This is a genomic window from Fibrobacter sp. (assembly GCF_045601785.1).
In the GTDB taxonomy this organism is placed as follows: Bacteria; Fibrobacterota; Fibrobacteria; order Fibrobacterales; family Fibrobacteraceae; genus Fibrobacter.
Genome location: NZ_JAZSAF010000012.1, coordinates 1 through 13,638, shown reverse-complemented (window position 1 = coordinate 13,638; position 13,638 = coordinate 1). Strand labels below are relative to the sequence as shown.

The following is a 13,638-nucleotide window of genomic DNA, read 5'->3' as shown; positions in this document are numbered from 1 at the left end:
GGCGATGCACTTAAATTTGTCATAGAAATCCGGCTTATGCAGAATCATTTTGCTAATTTGCCGGCCTTGTCCCGGTGCGCTTTCCCTTCTTGTCCCAGGTGTAGATGAATCCGTTGTTCTTTGAGGTAAAGCCCTTGCTTGTCACGCTCTTGATGGTGCCAATTTCCTTTACGCTCATGGTCTTGTAACGGCAGCCCTTTTCGTTGTAGAGGTAGTACCAGTCGCCATTCTTTTCGATATCTGCGATTTCGGCGAAAGCGCTTGCGCAAAGAAGGAGAAGAATCCAGGTTATGGTCGATATTTTTTTCATGAACGGACCTTTGTTGGTTGTTTATCTTGTTCTTTTTATTTCTGCCCAGTTGTCACTTTCTGTTTCAAAGTCTGCATAGGCATCGACTTCATTTAACACCGCACTTAGACTTGCATTGAAAAGGTTCCTATTATAAATGTCTAGTAATTTCATCGCAACATCGAGTCTTTGCAATCTTTGAAGTGCATCGTATTTTTCGGCTAAAAGGCCTAATGTTTGGTTAATTTTTTCCAGTTCTTCACTTTCCATATTGCACTCCTATGTTTTTAGGTTGTCTACCTAAATGAATCTATAATTATTTTTTTATTAAGGAAAAATTTATTCGGCAATCAGGGACTTGTCGTATATAAAGTTGACTTCTTCGGGCGTGATTCCGCCGGGAACGAGGTCCAGCTTGGAACGATTCGCCTTCATGGCGATGGCGAATTGATCGCGCATTTCGCGAGAAACCTTGCATTTGCCGATAAGTTTGTCAAGCATTGCGGCGAAATCGGCGGTGCTTTTGAGGCCTAAAAGTTCCAAAATTCGCTTGACATCTTCGGGAACCTTTTTTTCGCAGATTTCTACATAGGTGGCGAGGAAGTAGCCTACGGCGGGGCCGTGGGGCACGCCCTGATGCAGCGTGAGGTCGTAGCTCATGCCGTGCGGTACGGAGGTGCTCGTGTGCGCGATGGACATGCCCGCGATAGTCGAGGTGAGCATGAGTTTTTCGTAAAGGCTTTCGCTTACGGGCGCGTCAGAAAGGAGCGCGTCCTTGAATTCGCCCCAGAGCTTGAGGCCGTATTCCGGGCACATGCGGTTGAACGCGTTGGAATAGACGTTCAGGATGCTTTCGACCATGTGGGCGAGCGCGTCGACCGCGGTGTTCACGATTAGCGTCTTCTTGGCCGAGGCGAGGTACTTCCCGTCGACAAGCGCGAGCGCCGGGAAAATCTTGTGCGGGATGCTCTTTTTCAGGTGAATCTTGTGGTTCGTGATGATGGCGACCGGTGTTGCTTCGGAACCTGTTCCGCAGGTAGTCGGTACAGCAACGACAGGTACGTGGCCGAGCGGCTTTTCGGGAGCCTTGTGCAAGTTGTCTGCGCCGATGCTCGGGTTCGCAAGAAGCAATGCAACTGCTTTTGCAGCGTCAATGGCGGAACCGCCCCCGATGCCGATGATGTAATCGGCCCCGAATTCGCGGGCTTGATTTGCGGCGTTCCCCACGGTATCGGTAGAAGGATTTTCCTCGACTTGGTCAAAAACCTGGTACGGCACGTGGGCCGCGTCCAGGACGGCGGTGACATCGATCAAGGAACCATTTTTCTTGGCGGAAGTTCTACCCGTCATGATGAACGCACGTTTCCCGAACGCAAGCAGGTTTTGCGCGTGGTTTTTCACGCAGTTCTTTTCAACATAGATATCCGTGGGTACATAGAAACGCATAGAATGATTACCTCAACTCAAAAATATTCAAATCACCTCGCTCGTTCCGCGAGGTAGAGAGGAATATTGTCCATCCAATCCTGTTTTCGATAGGGCGACATGGACAGACGTATTCCATGGGTGCCTTCGTGGTCCTGAACAAACTGTCTGAGAGACTTAGCGCGCAGGTTCTCTTCGGCCTTGACTTCTATCGGAATAATTTGTTCGCCTTTTTGTAGCAAAAAATCGAGCTCCTGCTTGGAGTCTTCGGCGCTGTAATAGAACGGCTTGCCTTCGAGTGATGGCAGTAACTGTTGTAAGACATATTGCTCTGTAAATGCGCCCTTGTATTCCTCGAAAATATTTTCGCCTACAAGGATTTTTTCGGCAGGGGTGTCGGTCATTGCACTGAGTAAACCACAATCCAACAAAAATAGTTTGAATGCGTCGAAGTCTTCGTAGAACTTTAGTGGAAGTTCTGCTTTGCGGACTCGGTTTACTTTGTGGACGAGGCCTGCGTCCACAAGCCATTGGATTGCCGTCTCGAATTCTTTGGCGCGAGCACCACTACGGATTGCTCCGTAAATGAACTTTTTGTTTTCTTTTGCGAGTTGCTGTGGCACGGAATCCCAGACCTGGTGAATTCTTGGCAAGTCCTTCGGAGCGGCGTGCTTGGAAATATCCTTGTTGTAGGAATACAAGATTGCGTTCTGTATTGTGCGGATGTCTTCGGGAGTCCTGCCGCAAACAAAAGCTGCGACCGCTTCGGGCATGCCTCCGACAAAGTAGTATTGCCTTAGAATTTCCTTAAATGTTGTGTGCAGGGTGGAAAAACTTTCAAAGGGTTCCCCAGATAACACCTTGAAAGCCTCATTTCCTTTGAATGCCCAGACAAATTCCGAAAAAGTCATGGGAAACATTTTCAGAACATCCACTTTACCCACGGGAAAACCCGTTCCCGAATGAGCGGATAGCCCGAGCAGTGAACCCGCTGCCGCTAGGGGAAATTCGCGGGCGGTTTCGCAAAAATACTTGAGCGAGGTCAGAGCCTCGGGAATTTCCTGAATTTCGTCGAGAACGATAAGCGTGTCCGTACCGAGCGAAATGCCCGAGATTAGTCCCAGGTCGCGCATAACACGTTCCTTTGAGAATCCGCCCGAAAAGATTTCTTTCAGGCGTTCGTTGCCGTCGCAGTTGAAATAGGCGCACGCCCTGAAATGCCGCTTGCCGAACTCTTGTAGAGCCCAGGTCTTGCCGACTTGTCTTGCTCCGTCTAAAATCAGGGGCTTTCGCGCCTCAGAATCCTTCCATGCAAGTAATTTTTCGAAAATTCGCCTTTCCATATCCTAAATATACCTAAAAATGTTTGTTTTTACACAAAAATGCTGGAAGTTTGTGCTTTTTTTTGCATAAAATCACCCGAATATATTGCTGATACCGGTGTTTCTGAGTGAAATTCTTAGTATTTTGGCCGTTTTAGGGGGAGGGGCTACTTGTCTGTTATATGCCAAGGCTTGTCTTCATAAGAAGCGTATTTCTTGGCGTCTGGATAAAATTGGTAGCCAGAGTGCTTCAATTTACAAACAGGGTTGGGAAAAGTATAATCAAATATACTGAACATGCGGTAAAAACCACGACAAAAGCAGATATATAAGCAATGATTTGCATTTTACCATACCCTTTTCGGTGATATTTCCTGCCAAAGAAAATTGATGCGCCCGCACTGATGCAAGCCAAAAGCGATGTGAAGAAAAAACGGATAAAAACATCAGCATTCAAGTATGCAGGAATAACGAGGTAACTCGTACTTTTCCCTGGCATACGGCAAATCACAGTCGCACCTTTAGGTACGTAATCTCCGACAGTAAAAAAGCCATTACTACCTAAAAATACTATTAAAAAACCAATCAGAAAGCATCCTATCCCCAAAACAATATTTTGCTTTTTACACTCATCTAATTTAAACATTGTTTTCTCTTCCTAAAATTCAATTCAACGTAGATATCCGTGGGTATGTAGAAACGTATAGAAAATTAATTTCTGTTTTGAATATATATTTTTTTGCGGAACCGTAAATATTTTTATGAAGAAAATGTAAAAGTGGCACTTGTGCTTTTCATCTAGTGTAAAGCGCTTTTTCACGAGGTTTCTTGAAGATAATTTGTCCGTTGTAGCGGTCGAAAATCGTTTTTATATTTCGCCTTGTGAACCCCGATATGAAGTCTGACTTGGAGGCTTAAGATGATTTGTTTGAACGACTACTTGTACTCTGGAAACACGGTGCTGAAGATTCTGCACCAGTATTCGAACGACCTCAGGAACAGCGCGAAAGGGACGCGCAACAGCATTGACCTCGCGCACTCGAACTTTCTGATACAGATTATTGAATTGCTCGAGCACAACGACTTCTTGACCTCGCAATCTCAACGAATAAAAGAGTTCTACAAGTTCATGACAAGGGAATATCCCTTCCTTGCTTTCACCTTCAAGGGTCGCATCAAGTCCTTGATTCGCGCCGAAGAAAAGTTCAACGGCTATATCCTTGAATTTATCTACAATTATTACAAGCAGAATGGCACGTTTCCGTCCGAAGCTGAAATCAAGAGCAAACTGAATTTTCGCGACCTGATTGCCTACCGCATCGTCATCTCGATGCCGGTTTGCCATATCAAGAAGGGCGATGACCGGAGCGAAGTTGAACAGAAATATTTGTATGAAATTGCGAACGCACTGCCCGAATTTCTGGAAGAACGTGGATTTACTCCAGAAATTTCAAGGCATAAGGATGGCGGTCATTGCGACTTGCTAAAAGATGAAGTTCAGCCGTATTACCATGACTCTGTGGCGACTCCGCGAACTTCCGGTTATCAGTCGTTGCATATAACGATGTATGATAATCTTGCGCGTTGCTACACGGAAGTTCAATTGCGAACAAAGGATATGGATGACTTTGCTGAAATCGGTGAGGCTAACCATTTTGGTTATGAAAAAACGCAAGAAACGCGGCGCTCTAAACATGACCAGATACCGAGCGGCGAGTGCGTCTACTTTGACGAGGCGTATGAACGCCTGGTGAAATTGCAGGGGATTGACCTTTCGAAAATCGACGTGAACATGTTCAAGGCCATCAACAACCAGCTAATCAACGATGGCTGCGGGCTGTTCAGAGGCCGTCAAATCTTGCCGTTCGAACACCTGTCAAGGTTCCAGAACGACTTGATTGATTGAGTGTTCTTTTGGCTTGTTGGGTACGTGCCTCGGAAAACTGACGGACTAGAACCTGCGCACCACAAGGATTTCGAAGGCCGCTACGTATTTTTGTTCCAGGTGTTCGCCAAACGCGATGGCAGAATATCCGCTTTTAAGAACGATGTTCCAGGCCCATTTTTCCCCGATGTAGCCAAAAGCGGTCTTTATGTCCGATTCGGGTAACAGCAGGTTGCCGTCATCAATGCGTTCGCGGCCGTACGCGATGCCTACAACGCCCCAGAGGTTCCAGAAATACCCGTTGCCGAAAACGAAGGTGTAGGTGTACCCGACGTTACCCCAGATGGAGGTGATGTCGCGCTTGTCGTTTTCGTAGCCGAGTATTCCGTCGTTATCTTCGGCAATGTTTCGCTGCAGGCGCCCGCCGATAATCAAGCTCCCGGCAGATTTCTTTTGACGCCTGTCCAAAAAGTAGGCGCTCCTGGGGGCGAAAATTTCTTTCGCGGTCGCCATCCAGAGCATCGAAAAATACATGTCCGCGAACCAGAGGTCTATAAATTCCCGTTCCTTTTCGCTGTCGTGTTCGACTTCCGCGGTAAAGCCGCTGTAAAAGCGTAGCTTTGCCGCAAGCCACCAGTTTCCCGGGAAAAAGTCGAGCCCTGTCTCGAAAGCCTGGGTGTCTGATTTTTCTTTTGAAGTGGTAAAAGGGAGGCTGTACTTGAAATCGGCGGACACGTCCCACGAAATCCCGAATGTGGTAAACAGGCTGTCGTAACCGAAGCCGATGCCCACATTGATCGGGCGGTTCGAATTGAGCATCGAATTGTTGTAGGCGGAATTCCAGATAGCCACGAAATTGTAATCGCACAAGAAACGCAGCGAGAACCGTTCGCGGAACTTGGAAACCGAAGGCTCGTCGCTGTCTTGCGCTTCGGCAAAGGCAAACCCCGCGAACACCAGGGCGAACAGGAATATTTTCAGGACGCTCTTCATCAGGGTTCTTGATTTTCCGACTTCAGGTTCGCTATTAAAATTCTGCGCGGTCTTCCCAGATATCCACGATGACTTCGCACATATCGTCATTGTCGTCAATGGATGTCGAACCCGTAATCATGTAGATGTAGTCATTTTTTTGGACACTGGCCAGAGTGCATGTCTTGCTATAAGGAAGAGCTCGGCTGATGGTCCCATACTTCTTTTCGGAATTGTAGGTTGCCTTGCCTGCGGTGTAGTTTAGTTCGTGCCCCGTTATTGCATCGGCGTTTTTGTCCACTTGCTCTTTCCAGTAATCCATGTCCCAGTCCAGGTAGTACATGACAAATTCCTCGTCACTTACATCAAAGGGCTTGGTAAAGGTGGAGTCCTTGGCGAAATAGTCCTTCCGTGCGCCACGGATTGCAATTGTTTTGTTGCCTTTCTGGACGAAGAAGGACGAAAACTCCTGTTCTAAGGAAAATGCGCTGAAACGGATATCCCAGGCCCCACCAAATTCATATTTAAAGGGTAGCGGAACGGGAATGAAAACGGTCCTGCTACTCACATAGGTGCGCCCCATGTTATTGAAGGTGTACACTTTGATAGAGGGTTCCACCCGACTGGGAGTGAAGCAACTGCAAAGGGGAGCCGCTACAGCAAGTAGGAGAAAAAATTTTTGCATGGTGGTAATTTTCCTCGGCTCATAAAGAGCCCCTATAAGACCTACTTTCTGAATATACCTTTATTAGTGTGGGTTCGCAAGCAATTTGACTTAGAAAAATGGAAAAAAGCCTAGGATTTGAACCATTTTTTACGGGTACATTGCTCCGGGAATATCCTTCAGAATTTCTTTCCAGAAGTCGCGGAATTCTTTTTCGGTGACGGTACCGCCTGCGCTGAGTAGGCGGTAGTGTTCGCCTTGCCAGACGTAATCGACGGGGGAGGAGTCAAAGCCGTTGCGGGTGTAAAATTCGCGACGGCGGTTCCGGCGTTCGAGTTCTTCGGCGTTCTTGGAATCTTCTTCGACTTCAATATCGACGACAATGCGCGTGTTGGGGTGTTGCCTGCGGATGGCCTGCAGAATTTTTGAGCCGTACCCGCGGCTGCGCAGTTCTGGAACGACCGCGAAATAGACGATGTTCGTGATGCTCCCGTGCGTGATGGAGTTCGAGAACCCACAGAACATGGGTGTCGCGGCAATTTCTTTCCCGACTTCAGCGTGATTCTCGCCTTCCTCCTTGTCGAAAAACGCCCAGAATTCCCGCTTGATTTTGTCGTCGAGCAAATGCTTTATCGGGATGCGTTCGTTCGCCGGGAACGCCGATTCGTACAGCGCCTTGACCTGCGGCAACCACGGAGATTTCTTTGTGACTTCGAAATACTGGAGCATTTGCGGAAAGAATAGGATAATGCGGCTTGCGTGTCAAGTTGTTGAACGCGCTTCGCTGTATTTTAGTGTATATTTACCAACATGAAATCGTTTGAAAATAAAGTGGTCGTGGTGACGGGTGGGGCGCACGGGATTGGCGCGACCATCGTGAGTGAATTCGAGAAAGAGGGCGCGAAGGTCGCGTATATCGACATCCGCGAGAATCCTTGCTTTGTCGGGGATCTCTCCAAGAAGGAAGTCCTAGAAAAATTTGCGCAGTTCGTCATTGAAAAGTACGGGCACGTGGATGTGCTTGTGAATAACGCGCTCCCGCTGATGAAAGGCGTAAACGAATGCAGTTACGAGGAATTCAGTTATGCGCTCGCCGTGGGCGTGACCGCTCCGTTCTACCTCGCGAAACTTTTCGCTCCACATTTCGCAAAAGGCGCGAACATCATAAACATTTCTTCGAGCCGCGACCGCATGAGCCAGCCACAGACGGAAAGCTATACGGCGGCGAAGGGCGGGATTGCGGCGCTTACGCATGCACTTGCTGTGAGTTTTGCGGGCCGCGTGCGCGTGAATTCCATTTCGCCGGGCTGGATCGATACGGATTTCAAGACCTACGAAGGCCCCGATGCCACGCAACAGCCCGCAGGCCGCGTCGGGAACCCGCTGGACATTGCGAACATGGTACTTTACCTCGCGAGCGAAAAAGCCGGCTTCATTACCGGCGAAAACATCTGCATCGACGGCGGCATGACCCGCCAGATGGTCTACCACAACGACTGCGGCTGGAAATTCGAAGGTTAGGGATGAAAAACCTTGTCATTTACGTGCACGGGAAGGGCGGAAACGCCGACGAGGCGCTGCATTACAAGAACCTGTTCCCTGATGCCGATGTACTCGGGTTCGATTACAAGGCGGAAACGCCGTGGGATGCCAAGAAGGAATTCCCGGTATATTTTGATTCTGTCGCGGCGGGCTGCGGCGAAGTGATTCTTATAGCGAATAGCATCGGGGCGTTCTTTTCGATGAATGCGCTGGCCGATAAGCTCGTCAAACAGGCTTATTTTATTTCGCCGATAGTCAACATGGAAAAGCTGATTTGCGACATGATGACGTGGGCGGGTGTCTCCGAAGAGGAACTTCGCGAAAAGAAAAACGTGCCGACGAATTTCGGCGAAACGCTCTCGTGGGAATACCTGTGCTACGTGCGTGAAAATCCGATCGAGTGGCATGTCCCGACAAGAATTCTGTACGGCTCGAATGACAACTTGACTTCGCTAGAAACGATGCGCGAATTCGCCCGGAAAATCGGTTCACCCCTGACCGTGATGGACGGCGGCGAACACTGGTTCCACACCGCCGAGCAAATGGCTTTTTTGGATGAGTGGATTCTAAGATAAAATCTATAGGACTGGCGGAATTATAGGGCTTGTTTGACTTATGCGAACAAGTCCTTTATCGTGAAAACCTTATAATTGCTTTGGTTATGAATTTTTTTCTTGACACCTGGCGTTACGCCTTTTCTTGAAAAAATCCAGAAGTATTTGCTGTCGCGTTTGATGCATGGTGCTGATGCCTGCAAATCCGAAAGCTCTTTCTCGTCAAAAGGTTTTTCCGTGTATTTGCATTCGCAGATGATGGCGTTTTCTTGATTTATGGCGACGATGTCGATTTCCTCTTGTCGTTTTTCGATGGGGTTGTTGCCCCACCAACGACCAATTTCTTCTGCGAAAAATGGAAGTTCTCCATTGAAGGCTTTTTCTTTTAAGAATTGTGAACATATCTGTTCAAAACGGTGACCAATGTATGTGTTCAGGTTGTCGGTCGTGAATTCCTTGCTGTAATAGATTGTGGGGGAGATTAACCCATTCAGCATATTCAGGTGCTTGTAGATAAACCTGAAATAAAAAGCGAAGTAGTTGTCTTCGATGGAGTAAAGCGTGTTCCGCGCCTTGTTTTTTTTGCCTGCGGGAGTTTCTGCCCTGATAAAGCCCAGGTTTTCAAGCACGTTTATATATTTGGCTATCTTGGCACTGTCCTCTCCGATTTTTGTCTTTATTTCGTTGAGTGTCGATGCTCCTGAATTGATGGCGAGCAGAGTGCTCTTGTAAAAGAAAGTCTCCTTGAGTTCCATGCGGAGCAGTGTGTCGATTTCGTTGAACAGATATCCTGTGGTTGACAAACAGTTCTTGATAATGTTTTCGCGGATAGAAAGGGAATCGTCAAAAAGGGAAAGATATAGGGGCATGCCGCCAAGGATGGAATAGATTGTAAGCGCTTCTTCGTTGTTGTATTTCGGGAAAAAGGCCTTTGCCTCTTTGTATGTGAATGGCAAGAGCTTAAGGTCCGCTGTCTTGCGACCGTATAGCGGCTTGGTGGAATTGTCAAACAACTCCTCAATAACGGAGACCTCTGAACCGCACAAAATCAAGAATATATTTTTATTCTTTAAAATGCGGTCAATGGCGTTTTGTAGCTCGGAATCGTATGCCGGATTCGAATTGTGCAAATAGGTGAACTCATCGATGATGATGACTGTGCGTCTTGAAATATTTGTGCTTTCAAGGAACGAATACACACCTTGCCATGTGTCGAGAGCGTTTAAAAATTCACCTGCTTTCAAAACGCGGTTCAGTTCGGTGCAGAACCGTTTGACGTTGTCTTTTTCGCTCCCCTTGTCTGCTGTGAAGAATACGGTATCTTGATTGTGGTGTGTGGCAAAATGGGCTAAAAGAAAACTCTTTCCGACGCGCCTGCGACCATGCATAATGAGCATTTCAAATTTTTTTGAAGTATAGAGATCTTCTAGAAATTTTAACTCTTTCTTTCGCCCGATAAACATTATGTTTACTCCAAAGTTATTTACTCGTTAGTAAATATAAATAATGAGGTGGGACAAGTCAATAGGAAAGGGTGAAATTTCGTTAAAAAGGCAGTTTTTTGTCACTTTTTGGGGAAGAAATAAATTACATTTTCTTTAGAAAAACATTGTTTGGAGGCGTTTATGAAGAAGTTTCTTGATCTGTCATCCTGGCGGACAGCACTTGGCAACTTGTTGCCTAGTGCGCATGGCCACCAAGGTGGGAGCAGCAAGGCGGCGATAGGATCCATGCTTATTATGGCGTTTGCTGTTGTCGGGTGCGATGACAGTTCTTCAGCGTCTGCTGGGCCGAATGATGAACCGGGTGTAGAATTGTCCTCTTCGAGCGTCACGCCGCAGTCGAGCTGGTCCTCAAAGGTCCCTGAGCCTGTCGAAGGGTCCAGCAATAGTGAAAAGGCGAAGTCTTCGTCGAGTGTCGCGCAGAGCGACGCAAAGCAATCTAGTTCTAGCAGTTCCGCGAACCCTATCAGCTCTTCGAGTTTTCTAGGTGACAAAAATTCTAGCAGCAGTGGTGAAAAAGAAACTTCGTCGAGTTCGGTAAAGTCGGAATCTTCGTCTTCTGATGAGAATTCGCAGTCGTCCAGCAGCAGCTCTACTGATGTGCGGTCTAGCTCTAGCGAAACTGAATCAAGTTCCAGTAGTAGCGAAGATAAGGTAAATTGTTCGGCGCTTCTGGAGGGCGAAACGGGCTGGAATTGGAATGTGCCGAAGGAATGTCGATTTAATCCTGATATTGACTATGGTTCCATGACCGATGAACGAGATGGTAAGGTTTACAAGACTGTGATAATCGGCACCCAGGTGTGGATGGCGGAGAATCTTAATTACTATGATGCCGCGGATTTAAACGTGAAGGAAAAGAGTTGGTGCTTTGGAAAGAGTGATAATGGGGATAGCACTACCTGCGATGTGTCTGGCCGCCTTTACACCTGGGCAGCGGCTATGGATAGCGTTGGCGCATGGAGCACGAACGGCAAGGGCTGCGGCGACGGCAAGACTTGCACGCTCACCGCGACGGTCCAGGGCGTTTGTCCCGAGGGTTGGCATCTGCCAAGTTTTAGCGAATGGTATACCCTGTTCACGGCGGTGGGTGGTTCAACTCCGGGTAAGGTTCTCAAGTCGCAGACGGGTTGGAATAGCGATGGCAACGGCACGGATGCCTTCGGTTTTTCCGCCTTGCCTGCTGGCCTCAGGGGCGTCAGGAACTACGATGTCTACTTCCTCCACGATGGCGGCTACGCGTCCTTCTGGAGTTCTACAGAGAACAGTAGCGACCTCGCGTACAGCATGCTCTTGGACTACATCTCCGCCGATGCGGGCCTGGGCAACGCCAGTAAGGGCCTCGCGTTCTATGTTCGCTGTCTTCGGGACTAGCAGCGAGGCGAATCCTGCACGGAAATGCTTGCATTTCTGCATTACCGAGCCGAGCAGCGAGGGACTCCGTAGGAGTCCCCTAGCAGGGCGAATACGGATTGTAAAATTTTCTTCCGTCCCTTGCCAACTTTTTAGAATATAGGTACATTACCGCTGAACGCATCTCGTCTAAGGAAAGGCGAGGTGCGTTCTTTTTTATTTGGGCTTCTCGGCCCTTTGCGAAAGAACGCCTCTAACAATAAACCAGCCGCGAAAGCGGCGTCGCGAATTGCGACCACAAAATGGAGGCTGTATGAATAACGACATCGAAAAATGCAAAGAAGATTTCCCGTTTAGGGTTATATCCGAAACACCAACTGGTGATGGCTTTGTTGATTGTGTTTGGGAAATGCCTGTGTGGGTTGTCGAAAAACTTGACAACTAATCAAAAAATGATTATATTCAACTATGTACAATGTAACTATAACCAAAAGAGCCCAAAGAAGTGCTGCGACGATGCCGAAGGCTGTGCAAAACAAGCTCAAGGCTCTCGTTCAGTCTTTAAAGGTCTCTGGGCCGGTGCAGCCATTGTTTTGGCATTACTCCAAGCTCGGAGGCGACAGGTATCATTGTCACTTGGCCCTTAACTGGGTGGCGTGTTGGACTTGTAAGGAAGGCTCTATAGATATTGAGGTGTATTATGCTGGCAGTCGTGAAAAGGCCCCGTATTGAAATCAGGGCGAAACATATCCCCGCTCCGCTTGTCCGTTTTTTGAAAAATACCTATAACCCGGAGAATGTAATCGTCAGTGACGAAGATGTTGCTGTTCCTTTTGAAGAGTCGGAATGGTTTAAGTCCTTGGAAACAACCCCGGGCGAGATGATTGTGGCAAATAGGGATTTGCGCAATTGGTCGCAGGTGACCTTGGCGGAGAAACTTGGGATTCAGGTGCAAAACCTGTGTGCTATGGAAAACGGACGCAGGACGGTTTCCCGTAAGATGGCTGTAAAACTCGGCAAAATTTTCGGAACGGATCCTGCGGCATTCTTTGATTTCGGGAAGTAAGATTGTTTGTAAGGCGGTCGCAAGGCCGCCTTTTTGTCGCTTTGGGCGAAATAAGTTACATTTGCTTTGAATTTATTATATCGGGTTACCGGAGGTTTTGTGAAAAAGTTTCTTGTTGCGATGAGTGTTGTTGCGGTACTTGCTGCTTGTGGTGGAAATGGTGAGGGTGTCGCTAATCCGAATAACGGAGAATTTGCTGTTGAATCGTCTTCTTCAGTTGAGAATTCGCAGTTGTCCAGCAGTGAAAAGGCGAAGTCTTCGTCTTCAAAAGGTGAGAAAAATGCTGAAGAATCGTCAAGTTCGGTAAAGTCGGAATCGTTCGAAAACTTGAGCTCATCAAATAATAACGGTGAATATAGTTCTTTGATTGACGAACGCGATGGCCGAACATACAGGATCGTTAAAATCGGTAATCAGTGGTGGATGGCTGAAAACCTGAATTATTATGACACATTAAACTTGAGCGTAAAAGCAAAAAGCTGGTGCTATAACGATAGCGCTTATTATTGCAAAAAGTACGGTCGCCTATATACGTGGGCTGCAGCAGTTGATTCGGTAAAGCTCTATCGGGACAAGTCTATAGATTGCGGTTATGGCAGGGCATGCGTACTGTCTGATACGGTGTACGGAATTTGCCCGCTGGGCTGGCATCTGCCGAATAATATGGAATGGGAAGCTTTGTCCTCCGCTGTTGGCGGTCAATCTACCGCAGCCAAGATATTGAGGACAACTAGCGGCTGGCTCGAAGGCGACGATGGTACGGACTCCGTCGGTTTTAGTGCTCTTCCTGCTGGTTTTATGACCAGTTATGACTGTAAGGGGCCTGTTGGCAGCATAGGCTGTTTCAGCAGTGAAGGCTATAGCGCCTACTTCTGGAGTGCTACAGAGAACAGTGTCTATGAAGCCTACTATGTGCAATTTTATTACTTTTTTGAAGGAGCAACTGGGGGCTTCTTCAGTAAGAACTACGCTCATTCAATTCGTTGTGTAAAGAACTAGGCTCGCCTAGCAATGGGCCCTAAGGCGGAAGAAGATAAGTCTCCGAGCGAACATTCCGGAACGGC

The 13,638-nt window shown here is 47.7% G+C and carries 16 protein-coding genes; 7 read left to right on the top strand and 9 right to left on the bottom strand.

Features of this window, described 5'->3' with window-relative positions; translation table 11 throughout:
- Positions 1 to 52: 52 nt before the first annotated feature.
- The 5 genes from ACKI61_RS02145 to ACKI61_RS02125 form a co-directional block, all read right to left on the bottom strand.
- Entirely contained in the window at positions 53 to 310 is a 258-nt protein-coding gene (locus ACKI61_RS02145) for a hypothetical protein (protein ID WP_407456165.1), read from the bottom strand.
- A 21-nt stretch (positions 311 to 331) separates the two neighbouring features.
- Positions 332 to 559, bottom strand: a complete 228-nt coding sequence (locus tag ACKI61_RS02140; protein ID WP_407456164.1) for a hypothetical protein — start codon at positions 557 to 559, stop codon at positions 332 to 334.
- A 69-nt stretch (positions 560 to 628) separates the two neighbouring features.
- Entirely contained in the window at positions 629 to 1,735 is a 1,107-nt protein-coding gene (locus ACKI61_RS02135; protein WP_407456163.1) for an iron-containing alcohol dehydrogenase family protein, read from the bottom strand.
- 32 nt (positions 1,736 to 1,767) lie between these two features.
- On the bottom strand, positions 1,768 to 3,057 hold the full coding sequence (locus ACKI61_RS02130) for an ATP-binding protein (protein WP_407456162.1): 1,290 nt from the start codon (positions 3,055 to 3,057) through the stop codon (positions 1,768 to 1,770).
- Between the two features lie 229 nt (positions 3,058 to 3,286).
- On the bottom strand, positions 3,287 to 3,682 hold the full coding sequence (locus ACKI61_RS02125) for a hypothetical protein (RefSeq protein ID WP_407456161.1): 396 nt from the start codon (positions 3,680 to 3,682) through the stop codon (positions 3,287 to 3,289).
- Positions 3,683 to 3,955: 273 nt separating this feature from the next.
- Here ACKI61_RS02125 and ACKI61_RS02120 point away from each other — a divergent pair, with 273 nt between their 5' ends.
- On the top strand, positions 3,956 to 4,942 hold the full coding sequence (locus tag ACKI61_RS02120) for a guanosine polyphosphate pyrophosphohydrolase (protein ID WP_407456160.1): 987 nt from the start codon (positions 3,956 to 3,958) through the stop codon (positions 4,940 to 4,942).
- Positions 4,943 to 4,987: 45 nt separating this feature from the next.
- Here the strand turns inward: ACKI61_RS02120 and ACKI61_RS02115 are convergent, their stop codons facing one another.
- The 3 genes from ACKI61_RS02115 to ACKI61_RS02105 form a co-directional block, all read right to left on the bottom strand.
- Positions 4,988 to 6,004 (bottom strand): DUF4421 family protein, encoded by a 1,017-nt coding sequence (locus ACKI61_RS02115; protein ID WP_407456159.1) that lies wholly within the window; start codon positions 6,002 to 6,004, stop codon positions 4,988 to 4,990.
- Entirely contained in the window at positions 5,949 to 6,578 is a 630-nt protein-coding gene (locus tag ACKI61_RS02110; protein ID WP_407456158.1) for a hypothetical protein, read from the bottom strand. The genes ACKI61_RS02115 and ACKI61_RS02110 overlap by 56 nt, the downstream gene beginning before the upstream one ends.
- Before the next feature lie 129 nt (positions 6,579 to 6,707).
- Positions 6,708 to 7,286, bottom strand: a complete 579-nt coding sequence (locus tag ACKI61_RS02105) for a GNAT family N-acetyltransferase (protein WP_407456157.1) — start codon at positions 7,284 to 7,286, stop codon at positions 6,708 to 6,710.
- Positions 7,287 to 7,367: 81 nt separating this feature from the next.
- Here ACKI61_RS02105 and ACKI61_RS02100 point away from each other — a divergent pair, with 81 nt between their 5' ends.
- Together ACKI61_RS02100 and ACKI61_RS02095 are read left to right on the top strand one after the other, a co-directional pair.
- Entirely contained in the window at positions 7,368 to 8,078 is a 711-nt protein-coding gene (locus ACKI61_RS02100) for an SDR family oxidoreductase (RefSeq protein ID WP_407456156.1), read from the top strand.
- A 2-nt stretch (positions 8,079 to 8,080) separates the two neighbouring features.
- Positions 8,081 to 8,674: an alpha/beta hydrolase gene (locus ACKI61_RS02095; RefSeq protein WP_407456155.1), complete on the top strand. Its 594-nt coding sequence runs from the start codon at positions 8,081 to 8,083 to the stop codon at positions 8,672 to 8,674.
- Between the two features lie 38 nt (positions 8,675 to 8,712).
- Here the strand turns inward: ACKI61_RS02095 and ACKI61_RS02090 are convergent, their stop codons facing one another.
- Positions 8,713 to 10,116, bottom strand: a complete 1,404-nt coding sequence (locus ACKI61_RS02090) for an ATP-binding protein (RefSeq protein WP_407456154.1) — start codon at positions 10,114 to 10,116, stop codon at positions 8,713 to 8,715.
- Positions 10,117 to 10,278: 162 nt separating this feature from the next.
- Here ACKI61_RS02090 and ACKI61_RS02085 point away from each other — a divergent pair, with 162 nt between their 5' ends.
- From ACKI61_RS02085 to ACKI61_RS02070, 4 genes are all read left to right on the top strand, one after another.
- Complete coding sequence (locus ACKI61_RS02085; RefSeq protein ID WP_407456153.1) at positions 10,279 to 11,529, top strand: fibrobacter succinogenes major paralogous domain-containing protein; 1,251 nt, start codon at positions 10,279 to 10,281, stop codon at positions 11,527 to 11,529.
- A 292-nt stretch (positions 11,530 to 11,821) separates the two neighbouring features.
- Complete coding sequence (locus ACKI61_RS02080) at positions 11,822 to 11,953, top strand: hypothetical protein (RefSeq protein WP_407456152.1); 132 nt, start codon at positions 11,822 to 11,824, stop codon at positions 11,951 to 11,953.
- 255 nt (positions 11,954 to 12,208) lie between these two features.
- Positions 12,209 to 12,574 (top strand): helix-turn-helix domain-containing protein, encoded by a 366-nt coding sequence (locus tag ACKI61_RS02075; RefSeq protein WP_407456151.1) that lies wholly within the window; start codon positions 12,209 to 12,211, stop codon positions 12,572 to 12,574.
- A 99-nt stretch (positions 12,575 to 12,673) separates the two neighbouring features.
- A complete protein-coding gene (locus tag ACKI61_RS02070) occupies positions 12,674 to 13,573 on the top strand; it encodes a fibrobacter succinogenes major paralogous domain-containing protein (protein WP_407456150.1) in 900 nt (299 codons plus the stop codon).
- Positions 13,574 to 13,638 lie beyond the last annotated feature (65 nt).